We start from the raw sequence: 17,292 nt of genomic DNA on the forward strand, positions 1-17,292 counted from the left end.
TGCGCGGGCTAGGTGAGCAGCAGCGAGTCGAGGCGCCGCCGCGCGACCAGGAGGCCCGCCACCCCCATCGCCACCAGGTAGACCACCGAGACCGCGGAGTCCCAGGAGACCGCGCCCGTGGTCAGCTCGCGGCACAGCACCACCCCGCGGTAGAGCGGCGTGGCCTCGACGACCCAGCGCAGCGCCCCGGGATAGGTGGTGACCGGGAAGAAGGTCGCGGAGAACAGGAACATCGGCAGCGTCGAGAGGGTGACCAGCTCGAAGTCCTGCCAGGAGCGCATGTAGGTCGTCAGCGCCATCGCCACCGCGCCGAAGGCCAGCCCGATCAGCAGCGTGGCCGGCAGCACCAGCACCGCCCACCACGACGAGACCAGCCCCATCGCCAGCATCACCAGCAGGAAGCCGAGCGAGTAGACGCCGCCGCGCAGCAGCGACCAGGCCAGCTCGCCGCGGGCGATGTCCGTGGTGGTCAGCGGCGTGGCCAGCATCTGGTCGAAGAGCTTGGAGTACTTGAGCTTGAAGAAGAAGTTGAAGGTCGAGTCGAGCACGGCGCCGTTCATCGCCGACGCCGCGAGCATCCCGGGCGCGACGAACTCGGCGTACGGGATCTCGCGGCCGCCGACCTCGAAGCCGCTGATGAGGGCGCCCACCCCCACCCCGATGGAGAAGAGGTAGAAGACGGGCTCGAGGAAGCCGGTGGCGAAGATCCACCAGACCCGGCGGTAGGCCAGGAAGTTGCGCTGCAGGATCAGCCCGGTGCTCGCGGTCACCACCATCACGCCGACTCCCCCGCTCGAGCACTCACTGCTGCATCCGCCGGGTCAGGCGGCGCACGGCCCACCACCAGCCGAGGACCACGAGCACCAGCAGGTAGGCCACGTGCACGGCCACCATCGACCAGTCGGGCACCCCCAGCACGAGCATCCGGGTCAGGTCGACGCCGTGCCACAGCGGCGTCGCGCGCGCCAGCGCCTCGAGCGGCGCATCCAGGTTGGCGACCGGGAAGAACGCGCCGGAGAACAGGAACATCGGGATCATCCCGAGCCGGAAGACCAGCGAGAACGCGGTCTCGTCGCGCAGCCCGGCCGCGAAGGCGTAGAGCGGCACCGCGAAGGCCATGCCGAGCAGGACCTGCACGGCGAAAGCGCCCAGCACCCCCGGCGCCGACTCGTAGACGCCGAAGGGCGCAGTGACGGCCAGGAACACCGCCGCGGTCACCGCGACCCGGAAGGCCACGAAGCCCAGGTGGGCCAGCGCGATCTCGCGCACCCCGAGCGGGGTGGCGGTCATGGAGAAGTAGGTCTTGTTCCACTTCACCATCGCCATCACCGGGTAGGTGACCTCGCCGACGACGGTGGTCATCGAGGTGGCCGCGACCAGGCCCGGCACCACGAAGGCCAGGTACGACGTCGCGCCCTCGAGCGTGGCGGGGTCGGCCTCGACGAAGCCGCCCAGCAGCACCCCCATCGCCAGCACGTAGAGCAGCGGGGTGATGAAGGACGAGACGATGCTGCCGCGCCAGGTGCGCCGGTAGACCGTGGCCCAGTAGTCGACCAGGCGCAGCGCGCCGCGCAGCGTGCTGGTCGGCGCGCTGCTGGTCGAGGTGCTGGTGGAGGGGCTGCTCATCAGTCGACCAGGGTCCGTCCGGTCAGGCGCAGGAAGACGTCCTCGAGGGTGGCGCGACGTACCAGCGTGGCCACCGGCTCGAGGCCGCGCTCGTGCACCTTGGCCAGGGTCTCCTCGCCGTCGGCGGTGTAGAGCAGCAACCGGTCGGGCAGCACCTCGACGCGCTCGGCGAGGTCGGCGACCCGCTCGACGTGCCGGTCGTGGCCCGCGCCCGGCTCAGCGACGCCGAAGCGGAGCTCGGCGACCTCGCGCGTCGAGTGCTCGCGGATCAGCTGCAGGGGCGAGCCCTCCGCGACCACGAGCCCCTTGTCCATCACCACCAGGCGGTCGGTCAGCTGCTCGGCCTCGTCCATGTAGTGCGTGGTCAGCACCAGCGTCACGCCCTGCTGCTTGAGCCGGAAGAGCCGCTCCCAGACCACGTGGCGCGCCTGCGGGTCCAGCCCGGTGGTGGGCTCGTCGAGCAGCAGCAGCTCGGGCGAGTTCACCAGCGACCGGGCGATGGTCAGGCGTCGCTTCATGCCCCCCGAGAGGTCGTCGACGCGGGCGTCGGCCTTGTCGGTGAGCTGCACGAAGTCGAGCAGCTCGCCGACCCGCTCGCGCACCTCGCGGCGCCCCATCCCGAAGTAGCGGCCGTAGACGTAGAGGTTGTCGCGCACCGACAGCTCGGTGTCGAGGGTGTCTTCCTGGGGACAGACCCCGATCCGGGCACGGATGGCGGGCCCGTCGACGGCGGGGTCGAGGCCCAGGATGCGCAGCCGCCCGTCGGTGACCGGCGAGACGGCCGCGACCATCCGCATGGTCGAGGACTTGCCGGCGCCGTTGGGGCCCAGGAACCCGAAGGCCTCGCCGCGCCGCACCTCGACGTCGATGCCGCGCACGGCCTCGAAGCCGCCGAAGCTCTTGCGCAGCCCACGGGCCTCGATCATCGGGTGCTCGGAGGCGCTGTGGTCAGGCACGCGGCCACTCTAGGACTCCTCTTCGGGCTGGTCGGCAGACACCACGACGACCAGCGACTAGGTTCGCGCGGGTGGGCCGCACACATGAGGAGACCCCCTGATGGGCATCACCGACGACGCCTCGCGCCTGGGCGTGCTGCAGGTCGACGGCACGGCGTACGCCGTCACCCGAGCGCGTCGCGGCGACGTCGCGGCGCTCGTGGCGCTGCTGGCCGACGACGAGCTGGGCCGCGAGCGCGAGGGCGGCGACCTCGAGCCCTACCTGCGGGCCTACGCGCGCATCGACCGCTCCCCCGACAACCTGCTGCTCGCGGTGCGCTCGCCCGAGGGCGACGTGGTGGCCACCGCGCACCTGACGATGCTGCCCGGCCTGTCGCGCGGCGCGACCCTGCGCCTGCAGGTCGAGGCGGTGCGGGTGGCCTCGTCGGTGCGCCACCTCGGGCTGGGCACCGCGATGCTGGAGTGGATCACCGGCTACGCCCGCAGCCACGGCGCCGGGCTGGTGCAGCTGAGCACCGACCGGTCGCGCCCCGACGCTCGGCGGCTCTACGAGCGGCTGGGCTACGTGGCCAGCCACGACGGCATGAAGCTGCACCTGACCTGAGGGTGGGACGGGTGTCGGTGCCGTGGGTCAGACTTGCCCGGTGCCCGACGTCGTCGCCCCCCACGCTGCCCTGGAGCGCTTCAGCGAGCCCACCCGCACCTGGTTCGCGGCCGCGTTCGCGGTGCCCACCCCGGCCCAGGCCGGCGCGTGGGAGGCGATCGGTGCGGGCCGGCACGCGCTGGTCGTGGCCCCGACCGGCTCGGGCAAGACGCTGAGCGCGTTCCTCTGGTCGATCGACCGGCTGCTCACCGACCCTCCGCCGAGCGACAAGCAGCAGCGCTGCCGGGTCCTCTACGTCTCCCCGCTCAAGGCGCTGGCCGTCGACGTCGAGCGCAACCTGCGCGCGCCGCTGACCGGCATCCGCCACACCGCTGCGCGCCTGGGCACCGAGCTGCCCGAGGTACGGGTGGGGGTCCGCTCGGGCGACACCAGCGCCGCCGACCGGCGCAAGATGGTCACTGCGCCCCCCGACGTCATGATCACCACGCCCGAGTCGCTGTTCCTGATGCTCACCTCCCAGGCCCGCGAGGCGCTGCGCGGGGTGCAGACGGTGATCGTCGACGAGGTGCACGCGGTCGCCGGCACCAAGCGCGGCGCCCACCTGGGGGTCTCCCTCGAGCGGCTCGACGCGCTGCTCGACAGGCCCGCGCAGCGCATCGGCCTGTCGGCGACGGTGCGCCCGGTCGAGGAGGTCGCCCGCTACCTCGGCGGCACCGCCCCGGTCGAGGTCGTCTCCCCACCCAGCGAGAAGCGGTGGGACCTCTCGGTGGTGGTGCCGGTCGAGGACATGACCAGCCCCGGCGGCGCCTTCGACGACGACCCCGGCGCCGACGACGACCCGGGAGGCGGCGCCGAGCGCGTCTCGAGCATCTGGCCGCACGTCGAGGAGCGCGTGGTCGACCTGATCGAGCAGCACAGCTCGACGATCGTCTTCGCCAACTCCCGCCGGCTCTCCGAGCGGCTCACCGCCCGGCTCAACGACATCGCGGCCGAGCGCGCCGGGGTCGAGCCCGCGCCGGGCGACAAGGTCCCGGCCCAGGCGATGGGCCAGTCGGGCGCCACCGAGGGCAGCGCCCCGGTGATCGCCAAGTCCCACCACGGCTCGGTCTCCAAGGAGCAGCGCGCCCTGATCGAGGACGACCTCAAGCGCGGCCGGCTGCCCGCGGTGGTCGCCACCAGCAGCCTCGAGCTCGGCATCGACATGGGCGCCGTCGACCTGGTCGTGCAGATCGAGTCGCCGCCCAGCGTCGCCAGCGCCCTGCAGCGCGTGGGCCGCGCCGGCCACCAGGTCGGCGAGGTCTCGCGGGGCGTGCTGTTCCCCAAGCACCGCGGCGACCTGGCGCAGACCGCGGTCGCGGTCGAGCGGATGCGGTCCGGGGCGATCGAGTCGCTGCGGGTGCCCACCAACCCCCTCGACGTGCTCGCCCAGCAGGTGGTCGCGGCGACCGCGCTCGAGCCGTGGGGCGTCGACGAGCTCTTCGAGCTGTTCAAGCGCTCGGCCTCCTTCGCCGGGCTGCCGCGATCGGCGTACGACGGCGTGCTCGACCTGCTCGCCGGGCGCTACCCCAGCGACGAGTTCGCCGAGCTGCGCCCGCGCATCGTGTGGGACCGCGTCACCGGCGAGCTGACCGGGCGCCCCGGGGCCCAGCGGCTGGCCGTCACCAGCGGCGGCACCATCCCCGACCGGGGCCTGTTCGGGGTCTTCCTCGTCGGTGGCGAAGGTCCGGGGCGCCGGGTGGGCGAGCTCGACGAGGAGATGGTCTACGAGTCCCGGGTCGGTGACGTCTTCGCGCTGGGCGCCACCAGCTGGCGCATCGAGGACATCACCCACGACCGGGTGCTGGTGACCCCGGCTCCCGGCATCCCCGGCCGGCTGCCGTTCTGGAAGGGCGACGGCCTGGGGCGCCCGGCCGAGCTCGGCGAGGCGGTCGGCGCCTTCACCCGCGAGCTGGGTGCGATGCCGCGCGCGAAGGCGGAGGCCCGGGCGCGGGAGAACGGGCTCGACGAGTACGCCGCGGGCAACCTGGTCACCTACCTGCACGAGCAGCTCGAGGCCACCAACGTGCTGCCCACCGACACCACCCTGCTCGTCGAGCGCTTCCGCGACGAGCTCGGCGACTGGCGCCTGGTGCTGCACTCGCCCTACGGCACGCCGGTGCACGCCCCGTGGGCGCTGGCGATCAACGCCCGCCTGCGCGAGCGCTACGGCGTCGACGGCCAGGCGGTCGCCTCCGACGACGGCATCGTGATCCGGATGCCCGACACCGACGCCGAGCCGCCCGGGGCCGAGGTCGTGGTCTTCGAGCCCGACGAGATCGACGACCTGGTCACCCAGGAGGTCGGCGGGTCGGCGCTGTTCGCCTCGCGCTTCCGCGAGTGCGCGGCCCGGGCGCTGCTGCTGCCGCGCCGCGACCCCGGGCGCCGCTCCCCGCTGTGGCAGCAGCGGCAGCGCTCGGCCGCGCTGCTCGAGGTCGCCTCGCGCTACCCCTCCTTCCCGATCGTCCTCGAGGCGGTGCGCGAGGTGCTGCAGGACGTCTACGACCTGCCCAGCCTGATCGGGCTGATGCGCCGCGTCGACCGGCGCGAGGTGCAGGTCGCGGATGTCACCACCCACGCACCCTCGCCCTACGCGCGCAGCCTGCTCTTCGGCTACGTCGCCCAGTTCGTCTACGAGGGCGACTCCCCCATCGCCGAGCGCCGGGCCGCCGCGCTCTCCCTCGACCAGGGCCTGCTGGCCGAGCTGCTGGGGCGCGCCGAGCTGCGCGAGCTGCTCGACCCCGCGGTGCTCGAGGAGGTGGAGGCCGAGCTGCAGCGCCTCGCCGACGACCGCCGCGCCCGGGGCGCCGAGGGGCTGGCCGACCTGCTGCGCCTGCTCGGCCCGCTCTCGCGCGAGGAGGTCGTGGCCCGCTCGGTGCCCGACGCCGACGTGGACGCCTGGGCCGGTGAGCTGGTGGCGGCCCGTCGCGTCGTCGAGGTCCGGATGGGCGGCACCGAGCGCTGGTGCGCCATCGAGGACGTCGGCCGGCTGCGCGACGGCCTGGGCGTGCCGGTGCCGCCGGGCACCCCCGACGCCTTCACCGACCCCGTCGACGACCCGATCGGCGACCTGGTCTCGCGCCACGCCCGCACCCACGGGCCGTTCACGGTCGACGACGTGGCCACCCGCCTGGGGCTCGGCACCGCCGTGGTCCGCCAGACGCTGCAGCGCCTGGCCTCCCAGGGCCGGGTGCTCGACGGCGAGTTCCGGCCCTCCGGCTCGGGCACCGAGTGGTGCGACGCCGAGGTGCTGCGCAAGCTGCGCCGCCGCTCGCTGGCCCGTCTGCGCAAGGAGGTCGAGCCGGTCGAGCCCGACGCCCTGGGTCGGTTCCTGGGCGCCTGGCAGCACGTGTGGGCGGCTGCCCCCTCCCCGGGTAGCCGGGCCGGCGGCCGGGCCGGGGGTGGTCGCGGCGGCCTGCGAGGCGTCGACGGCGTGCTGTCGGCCGTCGACCAGCTGGCCGGCTGCCCGCTGCCAGCCTCGGCGCTCGAGCCACTGGTGCTGGCCGCGCGCGTGCGCGACTACGAGACGTCGTACCTCGACGAGCTGACGGCCTCGGGCGAGGTGGTGTGGGCCGGGCACGGCACCCTGCCGGGCTCCGACGGCTGGGTCTCGCTGCACCTGGCCGACTCCGCCGAGCTGACCCTGCCCGAGCCGCAGGTGCCCGAGCACTCCGAGGCCGGCCAGGCGGTGCTCGACGCTCTGGCCGGTGGTGGCGCCTACTTCTTCCGCCAGCTCGCCGACGCCGTGCGCGCGGCCGGTGTCGAGGCCACCGACCAGGCCCTGTCGGCGGCGCTGTGGGAGCTGGTGTGGGCCGGGCGGGTCAGCAACGACACGCTCACCCCGCTGCGCGCCCTGACCCGCACCGGCACCGCCAGCCACCGCACCCGGCGGCCACCGCCGCGGGCCCGGATGGGCTCCCCGCGGATGGGGTCGACCACCGGCGCCGGGGCCCGGTTGACGACGGCGCGGGGCGGGCCGCCGGAGACGGCGGGGCGCTGGGCCGTGCTGCCGGGCACCGACCCCGACCCGACCCGGCGCGCCAAGGCCGTGGCCGAGCGGCTGCTCGACCGGCACGGGGTGGTGACCCGGGGGGCGGTGGTCAGCGAGCGGGTGCCGGGCGGCTTCGCGGCCGTCTACAAGGTGCTCTCCGCCTTCGAGGACACCGGCCGCTGCCGGCGGGGGTACTTCGTCGACGGCCTGGGCGCCGCCCAGTTCGGCACCGCCGGGGCGGTCGACCGGCTGCGCACCTTCGCCGACGGGGCCGTCGGCGGCGAGCCCGGCCCCGGCGACCCGAGCGAGCGCGAGCCGCTGGCCATCGCGCTGGCCGCCACCGACCCGGCCAACCCCTACGGCGCCGCCCTGGCATGGCCGGCGCGCGACGACGCCGAGAGCGGGCACCGGCCCGGACGCAAGGCGGGGGCGATGGTCGTGCTCGTCGACGGCCGGCTGGTGCTCTACGTCGAGCGTGGCGGGCGCACCCTGCTGACCTGGAGCGACGAGCCGGCGCTGCTGCACCCCGCCACGGCGGCGCTCGCCGAGGCGGTCGGGCGCGGGGCGCTGGGCCGGCTGACGGTGGAGAAGGCCGACGGCGAGCAGCTGCTGGGCCGCGGCGACACCCCGCTGCGCGAGGCCCTCACCGCGGCCGGCTTCGTCTCCACGCCGCGGGGCCTGCGGCTGAGGACCGGTCGTGCCTGAGGGCGACACCGTCTACCGCGCCGCCCGCCTGCTCGACCGTGCCCTGGCCGGCCACGTGCTCACCGTCGCCGACCTGCGGGTGCCGCAGCACGCGACGGTCGACCTCGTCGGCTCGCGGGTCGAGGGCACCGTCTCGCGCGGCAAGCACCTGCTCACCCGGCTGCACCCTCCGGCCGGGCCGCCGCTGACCCTGCACACCCACCTCAAGATGGAGGGCGCGTGGCGGGTGCTGGCGCCCGGGAGGCGCTGGTCGCGCCCGGCCCACCAGGCCCGGGTGGTCCTCGGCGACGCCACCGTCACCGCGGTGGGGTTCTCCCTCGGCGTCGTCGAGCTGCTGCCCACCGCCGACGAGAACCAGGTGGTCGGCCACCTCGGCCCCGACCTCCTCGGCCCCGACTGGGACGAGGACGAGGCGCTGCGCCGGCTGCGCGAGGAGCCCGACCGCGAGGTCGGCGACGCGCTGCGCGACCAGACCCGCCTCGCCGGGCTCGGCAACATGTACGTCGCCGAGCTGTGCTTCGTCTCCGGCCTGCACCCGAGGCTGCCGGTCGAGGACGTCCCCGACCTCGCCCGGGTGGTGCGCCGCGGACGCCAGATGCTGCTGCTCAACAAGGAGCGGGCCGTGCAGTCGACCACCGGCGACCTGCGCGAGCGGGAGCGGACCTGGGTCTACCGCCGCGAGCGCTCGCCCTGCCGGCGCTGCGCCACGCCCGTCCGGGTGGACCAGCAGGGTCCACCCGGACGCGAGCGGGCGATCTACTGGTGCCCGCGCTGCCAGCCGGAGCCGCTCACACCCCCGCGTCCCGCGCCGGACGGGCCGGGGCCGCGCTGATCACGCCGACACCCTCGATCTTCACGGTGCGGTTGCGCAGGGTCCGCACCTGCAGCCGGCCGGTGAGCGGGCTGGAGGAGCGGGTCACGGTGATGACCGCGCCGTTCTTCGTGCGCGAGCGCGACAGGTCGGCCTTCTTCAGCACCTCGCCGTCGAGCAGGACCCGCACCCGGCCGTGGCCGGGCGCCTTGGTGGCGACGAGCACGATCTTGGTCGCCCGGGTCACGTCGAAGCCGAGCACCTCGCCGCGGCGATCGGTGCGCAGGAACTTCTTCTCGTAGTACCTGCCTCCGCGGCGCAGCTTCCAGTCGTCGCTCTCCTGGGTCAGCCGGTCGGCCGAGAAGGGCGTGCCGAAGGTCCGTGTCGCGGGGGTGGGGTCCGTGGCCCCGCCGGCGGAGCGGGCCGTGGCACTGAACCGGTGCGTGCCCTGGGTCAGGCCACCGAGCCGTGCCTCGCCGTCGGCGCAGTCGACCTCGACCCCGTCGAGGGTGCAGTCGTAGGTCGCCCCGCTGTCGTCGGAGGCCAGCTCGAAGACCACCGTGCCGCTGCGGGGGAAGGACTCCTCCCCCGGGCCCGACCTGATGGTGGTGCTCGGCGCACCCGCGTCGCCCGAGACCAGCGTGACGACCGTGTCGTCGGCCCGGTCGTCGCGCGCGAAGCGCCCGACCAGCGTGGTGCCCACGGTGTAGGTCGTGCTCGCGCCGTCGACGTCGAGCAGCGCCGCGCACTCCGCGCGGCCCTGGGCGTCGGGCGCGACGCGGCACAGCTCCTGGCCGTTGTCGCGGTCGACGAAGGCGACACGGGCCGTGGCCAGGTCACCGGGCTCGCCGTCGTCGGCCTGGGCGACCGTCGCCCGCAGCGCCACGGGCTGCGGGTCCTGGGTGGCCTGCACCGTGGTCGGGCCGGTGTAGTCGACGGTGCCGTCCTCGGGCAGCACCGTGACGTCGAGGCGGTCCGAGGCCTGCAGCCCCCCGGGGGCGGAGCCGGCCAGGGTGACGACCTTCTCGCCGACGTCGGCGGTCACCGGGCCGTCGACCTCGAAGCGCGCCACGCCGGGGCGGACCCCGTCGGCCGTGGCCGAGACGCGCTGCGCGCCCAGTCCGGCGAGACCGCTGACGGCCAGCGCCAGCTGGTCACCGTCGACCTGCGCGGCGCTGAGCGTCACCTCCACCGGCTCGTCGAAGGAGTCGCTGTGCTGGACCCGCTCGGAGTCGGAGCCGGCGCTGACCGCCAGCGACGGCTCGATGGCGAAGTCGGCCCGGTTGACGTCGAAGAAGTAGTTGTCGACCGCCTCGACCCGCACCCGGGCCCGGTCGGTGCGCTGCTCCGGCCAGGTCACCTGGTGGCTGCCGTCGTTGGCGGTGCTCTGGGCCAGCACGACCGGGAAGGTCGCGCCACCGTCGGTCGACAGGGTGATCCGCACCTGCGGCGCGTACGCCGCCGCGGCGGTGCCGGCGACGTCCCAGGTGATCGTGCCGGCGCTGCCGCCGATGACGGTGGTCTGCGGCTGGCCCTCGGCCACGGCGGGCTGCGAGGTGACCCGGAACGGTCCCGCCGAGCCCACGGTCAGGGCGACGTCGTCGTACTGGGTGCCGCCGCCGGTCGGGAACTGGTCACGCGCGGTCAGCCGGAAGCGCAAGGTGCGCGCGGCCGTGGGCAGCAGCTCGGAGAAGCAGTCCAGCGCGGCGGGCGGGACCTCCTCGCCGCTCACGGTCGGGCAGGAGCCGGTGGCGGCGTTGGTGGTGCCGGCCAGCACCTGCGCCAGGTCGGGGAACGTGCGCGACGGGTCGCCCGTGGCCTCGTTCTGGCCCGGCGAGTCGTAGAGCAGCGAGTCCTCGAGGGACACGTCGGCGCTGGTGCCGAAGACCCGGAACAACGGGCCGCTGGTGCGGCTGCTGGTCAGGGACTGGCCCGTGGTGCCGCCGGTGTCGTTCTGCTCCCACAGGTAGAGCAGCGGGTCGCCGTCGACGTCGCTGCCCGAGCCGGTCAGCGTGAAGGGCGTGCGCACCGGGATCGTCTTGTCGGCCGGCGCGGTCACCGTCGGGGCGTGGTTGTCGGTGGGGGTCGTGGTGGAGCCCTGGTTGGTCCCGGGGCCGCCCTCCACGGGCACGCCGACGAAGGCCGTCAGCGGGTCGCCGCCGGCATCGGTGGTGTCGGTGACGCTGATGCGCGGGTGGTCGGTCGTGTCGGGCCAGCGCACGGTGAAGCCGCCGTCGTTGAGGCTCAGCGCCGAGCCGTCGTACCCCTCGACGGTCACGGCAGCACCGGTGAGGGTGCGCATCTGCTGCGTCACGCTGACGACGTTGTAGGTCGAGGTGCCGCGCACGATCGAGGTCACGCGGCCCTGGTAGCGCAGGTTGACGGTGTCGCCGTCGGTGTCGAAGCCGCCGAGGGTGATCGTCTGCTCCTCGCGGTAGCTCGTCGGCGCCTGGGTGACGTGGGCGGTGAACTCGTCGATGGTGCGCTGGGAGAAGTAGGGGTCGGTGTGCGGCTGCAGGTCGTCGGTGCCGCAGATGCCGGCGTAGGCCATCACCGAGGAGCCGGAGCCCGGCTCGACGGAGGTGCCCTGGCTGCGGTTCAGGCCCGAGCAGGCGCCCTGGTCGCCGTCGAAGGTGTGGTTGCCGGCGAACTGGTGGCCCATCTCGTGCGCCACGTAGTCGACGGCCATGAAGTCGCCCTCGGGGAACGGCAGCCCGGTGCAGCCGCCGGCCTTGGCGTCCTCGCCCACGACGCCGAGGTAGGCCACGCCGCCGCCGTTGATGCCGAGCATGATGTGGCCGATGTCGAAGCGATCGGCACCGACCAGCTGGCCGGTGACGAAGATGTTGCGGGTCAGCAGACCACCGGTGCAGCCACCCGTCTCGGGGTCCAGGTCGGCGGCCTCGAAGCAGGGGCTCTCGCCGCACGGACCGCCGGGCTCGGTGGCCTTGGCCGCGGTGTCGAGGTTGAGCGCCTCGCTGCCGTCGACCATCTGCAGGTGGATGGCCATGTCGTCGTTGTAGACCTGGTTGACGCGGTTCATCAGCGTCACCTTCTCGGCCATCACCACCGCGGGGTCGCCGGGCTGGCCGCCGCTGCCGAAGTAGGCGGCGTACGCCGGGTCGGTGACCAGCGCGAGCCCATAGGTGCGGCGGGTCACCGCGGCCCCGGGCTCGGTGCGCGCCCGGGCGGCCTGCGCTGCCTGCGCGGGCGTGGGGGGTGTTGCGCCGGCCTCGTCGAGCAGCGAGGTGACCAGCTCGGTCTCCTCGAGGTGCGGGCCCTCGGGGAGCGCGGTGCGGTGGTAGCTGACGTGCTCGGTGGTGCCGGGCTCGGTCACGACCGGGTCGAGGTACCAGGTGTCGCGCCCGGCGAGGCCGCGCACCGAGGCGTGCACGCCCATCGGGGTCACGCCGAGGCGCACGGTGCGGGCCGGGTCGTCGGCCTGGCGGCCGGCGAAGGTGCGGATGCCGGGGTGTGCGGCCTGCAGGCCGGCCTGCATGACCGGGTCCTCGACGACCTCGAAGGCCCGCAGGGTGCCGTCGGGGTCGGGCAGGCGCACGGTGAGGGGCTCGGCGCCGCGGCGGGCGGCGCGGGTCGAGGGCGCCTGGGCGAGCCGGCCGGCCAGCGCGCTGACGTCGACGTCGAACGCCGTGAACTCGTCGGGTCGCACCCGCACCCGCGCGGCGGCGTCCTCGGGCAGCTCGAAGCCGGGCAGGGCGTCGAAGACGCCGTCGAGCACGGCCCTGGCCGGGGCGGAGGAGGCCTTGCCGGCGGGGGCGGCGGGAGCTGCGGAGGCGGGTGGCAGGGCGGCGGCCAGCCCGAGGGCCAGCGCCCCCGCGGTCACCAGGTGGGGCAGGGTCGGGAACCGACGACGCATGGGGTCCTCTCGTCGGCGGCGCGCCCGGGTGCGCGTCCGCTCGTGGCGGCCCGAGGGGGCTACCGGTGCGACAACGAGGGACAGTCCACCCGGTCACGGGGGCGCGCGCGGTGGAATCGCCTGTTCGGCGGGCCGTACGAGGAACTTTTACCCGGCGGTGGTCCAGCCCGGCAGGGCCGACGTGCTCAGGCCGCGGAGGCGACGACGTCGTCGCGGCTGCGACCGGTGGCCGCGGGGCGCGGCACGATCGGCGTGGCGGCGCTCAGCGCCTCCTCGAGGGCGACGGCGTCGGAGACCGATCGCAGCACCGACGAGAGCGGCACGTCGAGGGCACCGCACAGCGAGGAGAGCAGCTCGGAGGAGGCTTCCTTCTGGCCGCGCTCGATCTCGGAGATGTAGCCGAGACTGACGCGGGCCTGGGCGGAGACCTCGCGCAGGGTCATCCCGCGCTCGACGCGGTGCGCGCGGAGCACGTCGCCGAGCAACCGACGAAACAGCACCATGCGGATCTCCTGACTGCGCGTGCCCGGCCTCGGGGAGGTCGGGGGTTCGTGGGGGCCAACACTAGCCGAGGTCCTCTTCTTCCCCGGCACACCCTTCCAGGATGCCGGTGAGCACCGACACCGCCCGAGTGCACGTCTCGTGGCGCACCTGCGCGCGCTCGCCGTGCAGCGCCAGGCGCACCGAGGTCACCAGGTCGGGGCCGGCGACGCCGACGAAGACGGTGCCGGCCGGGTGGCCCTCCTGGCGGTCGGGTCCGGCGACCCCGGTGGTGCTCAACGCCCAGGTGGCGCCGGTGGCCGCGAGCGCCCCGGCCGCCATCGCCTCGGCGCACTGGGCCGAGACCACGCCGTGCTCGGCGACCAGCCCGGCGGGCACGCCCAGCAGCCCCTGCTTGAGCTCGGTGGCGTAGCTGACCACGCCGCCGACGTACGTCGCGGAGGCGCCGGGCACGTCGGTGAGCAGCCCCGCCAGCAGTCCCCCGGTCAGTGACTCGGCGGTGCCCAGAGTGGCCGCTCGCGCCCGCAGCAGGGCGTGCAGCGCGGCCGCCGGTGCCGCGGCCGCATCCGTCTCGTCGACCATGAGGTGAGCGTCGCACACGTAGGGTCGGTGCATGGCTCTGCGCATCGAGGACTACGCCCTGATCGGCGACCGGCGCACCGCCGCCCTGGTCGGCAGCAACGGCTCGATCGACTGGCTGTGCCTGCCGCGCTTCGACTCCCCCGCCTGCATGGCGGCCCTGCTCGGCACCGAGGAGCACGGGCACTGGCAGATCGAGCCCGAGGGCGACTACGAGTCGAGCCGGCGCTACCTGTCCTCCTCCTCGGTGCTGGAGACGACCTTCCGCACCGAGACCGGCATGGTGACGCTCACCGACCTGATGCCCACCGGTGACGGCCGTGCCGACCTCGTGCGGCGCATCCGCGGGGTCGAGGGCACGGTCCGGCTGTGCCTGCAGTGGCGGGTGCGGATGGAGTACGGCGAGGTGACGCCCTGGGTGCGGCGCGAGGAGATCGGCGGCGAGCAGGTGATCACCGCCGTCGCCGGCCCCGACCTGCTGGTGCTGCGCGGCCCCCGCATGCCTGAGGCCCGCGACCACACGCACAACGACGAGTTCGACGTCGAGGCCGGCGAGGAGCTGACGTACTCGATGACCTGGGTACCCTCGCACCGCAGGCCCGACGACCTGGGCGACCTCGACGACCGCATCCGTCAGACGATCGACAAGGACGAGGACTGGGCGCAGCTGTGCCGCACCGACCTGCGTCACCCCGAGGCGGTCAAGCGCTCGCTGCTGACGCTGCGGCTGATGACGCACGCGGCGACGGGCGGCATCGTCGCGGCTCCCACCACCTCGCTGCCCGAGACCTTCGGCGGGTCGCGCAACTGGGACTACCGCTACTGCTGGCTGCGCGACGCCGCGCTCACGCTGGGCTCGCTGCTCGAGGCCGGCTACACCGACGAGGCGATGCTGTGGCGCGACTGGCTGCTGCGCGCCGTCGCCGGCGACCCGCACGACCTGCAGGTGATGTACGCCGTGGACGGCTCGCGCCGCCTGGTCGAGCGCGAGCTCGAGCACCTGCCCGGCTACGAGGACTCGCGCCCGGTCCGGGTCGGCAACGGCGCGGTCGACCAGCTCCAGCACGACGTCATCGGCGAGGTGATGGACGCCCTCGAGAAGGTGCGCGAGGTGATGGACGAGGCTGACGGGAACGCCTGGGAGCTGCAGAAGGCGCTGCTCTCGAGCCTGGCGGAGAACTGGGACGAGCCCGACTGCGGGATCTGGGAGATGCGCGGCGACCTGCAGCACTTCACCCACTCCAAGGCGCTGGTGTGGGTCGCCTTCGACCGGGCGGTGCGGGCGGTGGAGAAGCACGGGCTCGACGGTCCCGTCGAGGAGTGGCGGCGCCTGCGCGACGAGGTCCGCGAGCAGGTCCTGACCCGGGGCTACGACGAGGAGCGCGGCACCTTCACCCAGCACTACGACACCAAGGAGGTCGACGCCTCGCTGCTGGTGCTGGCCTCCTTCGGCCTGGTCGCCGGCGACGACCCGCGCATGCTGGGCACCATCCGCGCCATCGAGGAGGACCTGCTGCGCGACGGGCTGGTGCTGCGCTACCGCACCCACACGGGCGTCGACGGCCTCGAGGGCGACGAGCACCCGTTCCTGGCCTGCTCGTTCTGGCTGGTCGAGGCCTACGCCGAGGCCGGCCGGGTCGAGGACGCCACCGCCCTCTACGACCGGCTCGTCGGTCTGGCCAACGACGTCGGGCTCTACGCCGAGGAGTACGACCCGGGCACCGGCCGGATGGTCGGCAACTTCCCCCAGGCCTTCAGCCACCTGACCCTCACCCAGGCCGCCTTCGCCCTGGCCCGGCACGCCGCCGACACCTGACCCCGACCCGCCGTAGGTCGAGCAGGGAGGAGCGCCAGCGACGAGCGACGCCGAGACCCAGTGAGGTGCCCACTCGCCGTACGCCACGGAGTCGCCGGGTTTCGGCATCGCTCGAGCCTTCGGCCCTCGCTGCTCAACCAACGGCGTGCGGCAGCACCGCTGGTCGAGCAGCGAGGAGCGCCAGCGACGAGCGACGCCGAGACCCCGCGAGGTACCCACTCGCCGTACGCCATGGAGTCACCGGGTTTCGAGACGGTTGCTGCGCAACCTCCTCAACCAACGGTGGCGAGTACCGCGCGTGCCTCTAGGTTCGCCGGTGGAAGGTGACCTGGTTGTCGCCGCCGACATCCGCCTCGTACTCCGGATCATGGATCCGGCGGTGGTGGAACGGGCACAGCAGCCGTCCTCGAGCCAGGTCGGTGTGGCCGTGGCCGGACCAGGGGTCGTCGTGGTGCGCGTGGCACATGGCCGGCGGGGCGTCACAGCCGCGGGCGGTGCAGCCGCCATCGCGGATGCCCATCGCGACCCGCTGGGCGGGGGTGAAGTACCGCTTCGCCCGCCCTACGTCGAGCGGCTGGCTGCCCCCGCCGAGCACGACCGGGACGACGCCGGCCTCGCACGCGAGGCGGCGCGCGGTCGCGGCGCTGATCCGGTCACCGGTGTCGAGCGTGGCGGCCGCCAGGCCGTCCTTGAGCGAGTCGAGTGTCATCGTCACCACGACCGTGGCGTTCACCCCACCCGCCTTGGGCAGGTCGTGCGGGTCGAGGCGTTCGATGAGCTCGACGAACGCCGCACCCAACCGCTGGGCGGTGGGGCGGCGTACCGGCACCGGCGCCTCGCTCTGCTTTTCCTGAGCTTCCCGGGTGGCGATCTGGTGCTTCGGCGCGGCGAACGCGAGCAGTGCCCGCTCCAGCATCTGGCCCACCAGCAGCGGCACCGTGAACGACCCCTTGATCCGACCGTGCCCGTCCTCGCGCATCCGGAACACCGCCGACTTCTCCGCCTCGCGCTCCTCGCGGTCGAGCTGCTCGGCCTCCCACGCCTCGGCCACCTCGGGTGCGACCACCTCGAGGATCCGGCGACCCAGCACCCGCAGCGCCTTGGCGTCGTGGACCTCCGCGAAAGCCACCAGCGCCTTTGCCGCCTGCTCCAACACGCCGGCATCGAGGTCGTGGGGCAGCTCGTCCAACGCCGTGCAGATCACCGACGCCTGCTCCGCGATGACGTCGCCGCGCCCCAGCGCATCCCGCACCACGTCGTACCGGCCGAGACCAGCCGCCAGACGCACTTGGCGGAACGACTCCCGCTTCGTCGACCGCGTCGCGTTCGCGTGCCACACCGCCACCGAGGGCGACGCATTGGTCTCCGCGACCGCCACGGTCTCGGCGTGCGACAACAGACGCGAGCGCACCTCCACCAGCCGCGCCTCGGCCCGGGAGACCTCGACCAACGTCTGCGCGGTGGCCTCCTGGCTCATCGACCAGACCGGCACCTCTGCCACGTCGTCGAGCGCTGAGTGCACCCGCGCGACAGCACCGCCGATGGGGTGCGCCGCGGTGATGGCCATGAGTGAAGTATCTCAGGGCCCACCGACAAAAGACCAGGTCAGAAGCCGTTTTCCACAGACAGATCGAAACTCTTTTCGAGGCGCTCAAGACGGTGCGGAAGCGACGGCGGAATCAGGGGGCGGACGCAACACCGTTGGTGTGGTCTTCTTCGAGCAACTTAGCGAAGACCTCGGCGGGGGTGAGGTAGGCGAGTCGTTTGCGGGGGCGGTTGTTGAGTTCTTC

At 73.9% G+C, this 17,292-nt stretch carries 11 protein-coding genes; 4 read left to right on the forward strand and 7 right to left on the reverse strand.

Going from position 1 to position 17,292, the window contains the following annotated elements:
• Window positions 1–8: 8 nt before the first annotated feature.
• The 3 genes from QWJ41_RS13060 to QWJ41_RS13070 are packed head-to-tail and all read right to left on the reverse strand — an operon-like array spanning window position 9 to window position 2,582.
• Window positions 9–776 carry an ABC transporter permease gene (locus QWJ41_RS13060; RefSeq protein WP_302708840.1) on the reverse strand — a complete coding sequence of 256 codons (768 nt, stop codon included), beginning with the start codon at window positions 774–776 and terminating at the stop codon, window positions 9–11.
• Window positions 777–801: 25 nt separating this feature from the next.
• Window positions 802–1,626, reverse strand: a complete 825-nt coding sequence (locus tag QWJ41_RS13065; RefSeq protein WP_302708811.1) for an ABC transporter permease — start codon at window positions 1,624–1,626, stop codon at window positions 802–804.
• Window positions 1,626–2,582 carry an ABC transporter ATP-binding protein gene (locus tag QWJ41_RS13070; protein WP_439117325.1) on the reverse strand — a complete coding sequence of 319 codons (957 nt, stop codon included), beginning with the start codon at window positions 2,580–2,582 and terminating at the stop codon, window positions 1,626–1,628. Before QWJ41_RS13070 ends, QWJ41_RS13065 begins: the two co-directional genes overlap by 1 nt.
• 100 nt (window positions 2,583–2,682) lie before the next feature.
• Here QWJ41_RS13070 and QWJ41_RS13075 point away from each other — a divergent pair, with 100 nt between their 5' ends.
• From QWJ41_RS13075 to QWJ41_RS13085, 3 genes are read left to right on the forward strand one after another with little or no spacing between them, the layout of a single operon-like run.
• Window positions 2,683–3,186, forward strand: a complete 504-nt coding sequence (locus tag QWJ41_RS13075) for a GNAT family N-acetyltransferase (protein WP_302708812.1) — start codon at window positions 2,683–2,685, stop codon at window positions 3,184–3,186.
• Between the two features lie 40 nt (window positions 3,187–3,226).
• Window positions 3,227–7,918 (forward strand): ATP-dependent helicase, encoded by a 4,692-nt coding sequence (locus tag QWJ41_RS13080; protein ID WP_302708814.1) that lies wholly within the window; start codon window positions 3,227–3,229, stop codon window positions 7,916–7,918.
• Window positions 7,911–8,750 carry a DNA-formamidopyrimidine glycosylase family protein gene (locus tag QWJ41_RS13085; protein WP_302708815.1) on the forward strand — a complete coding sequence of 280 codons (840 nt, stop codon included), beginning with the start codon at window positions 7,911–7,913 and terminating at the stop codon, window positions 8,748–8,750. The genes QWJ41_RS13080 and QWJ41_RS13085 overlap by 8 nt, the downstream gene beginning before the upstream one ends.
• Here the strand turns inward: QWJ41_RS13085 and QWJ41_RS13090 are convergent.
• The 3 genes from QWJ41_RS13090 to QWJ41_RS13100 all read right to left on the reverse strand — a co-directional run bounded on the left by QWJ41_RS13090 (window position 8,707) and on the right by QWJ41_RS13100 (window position 13,689).
• Window positions 8,707–12,606, reverse strand: a complete 3,900-nt coding sequence (locus QWJ41_RS13090; RefSeq protein ID WP_302708817.1) for a reprolysin-like metallopeptidase — start codon at window positions 12,604–12,606, stop codon at window positions 8,707–8,709. The genes QWJ41_RS13085 and QWJ41_RS13090 overlap by 44 nt on opposite strands.
• 185 nt (window positions 12,607–12,791) lie before the next feature.
• Window positions 12,792–13,115 carry a helix-turn-helix domain-containing protein gene (locus tag QWJ41_RS13095; RefSeq protein ID WP_439117327.1) on the reverse strand — a complete coding sequence of 108 codons (324 nt, stop codon included), beginning with the start codon at window positions 13,113–13,115 and terminating at the stop codon, window positions 12,792–12,794.
• 55 nt (window positions 13,116–13,170) lie between these two features.
• The gene (locus tag QWJ41_RS13100; RefSeq protein WP_302708821.1) at window positions 13,171–13,689 is read right to left on the reverse strand and encodes a nicotinamide-nucleotide amidohydrolase family protein; all 519 of its coding nucleotides are present in this window, start codon (window positions 13,687–13,689) and stop codon (window positions 13,171–13,173) included.
• Between the two features lie 31 nt (window positions 13,690–13,720).
• Here QWJ41_RS13100 and QWJ41_RS13105 point away from each other — a divergent pair, with 31 nt between their 5' ends.
• Window positions 13,721–15,502, forward strand: coding sequence for a glycoside hydrolase family 15 protein (locus QWJ41_RS13105; protein ID WP_302708823.1), 1,782 nt, complete (start codon window positions 13,721–13,723; stop codon window positions 15,500–15,502).
• 304 nt (window positions 15,503–15,806) lie between these two features.
• Here the strand turns inward: QWJ41_RS13105 and QWJ41_RS13110 are convergent, their stop codons facing one another.
• Window positions 15,807–17,069, reverse strand: coding sequence for an HNH endonuclease signature motif containing protein (locus QWJ41_RS13110; RefSeq protein ID WP_302708825.1), 1,263 nt, complete (start codon window positions 17,067–17,069; stop codon window positions 15,807–15,809).
• Window positions 17,070–17,292 lie beyond the last annotated feature (223 nt).

This window comes from Nocardioides cremeus (assembly GCF_030518195.1).
Taxonomy (GTDB): Bacteria; Actinomycetota; Actinomycetes; order Propionibacteriales; family Nocardioidaceae; genus Nocardioides; species Nocardioides cremeus.

Coding starts and splice junctions, on each gene's coding strand:
- QWJ41_RS13060 (WP_302708840.1), bottom strand. CDS start 776: ATGGTGGTGACCGCGAGCACCGGGCTGATCCTGCAGCGCAACTTCCTG.
- QWJ41_RS13065 (WP_302708811.1), bottom strand. CDS start 1,626: ATGAGCAGCCCCTCCACCAGCACCTCGACCAGCAGCGCGCCGACCAGC.
- QWJ41_RS13075 (WP_302708812.1), top strand. CDS start 2,683: ATGGGCATCACCGACGACGCCTCGCGCCTGGGCGTGCTGCAGGTCGAC.
- QWJ41_RS13090 (WP_302708817.1), bottom strand. CDS start 12,606: ATGCGTCGTCGGTTCCCGACCCTGCCCCACCTGGTGACCGCGGGGGCG.
- QWJ41_RS13100 (WP_302708821.1), bottom strand. CDS start 13,689: ATGGTCGACGAGACGGATGCGGCCGCGGCACCGGCGGCCGCGCTGCAC.
- QWJ41_RS13105 (WP_302708823.1), top strand. CDS start 13,721: ATGGCTCTGCGCATCGAGGACTACGCCCTGATCGGCGACCGGCGCACC.
- QWJ41_RS13110 (WP_302708825.1), bottom strand. CDS start 17,069: ATGGCCATCACCGCGGCGCACCCCATCGGCGGTGCTGTCGCGCGGGTG.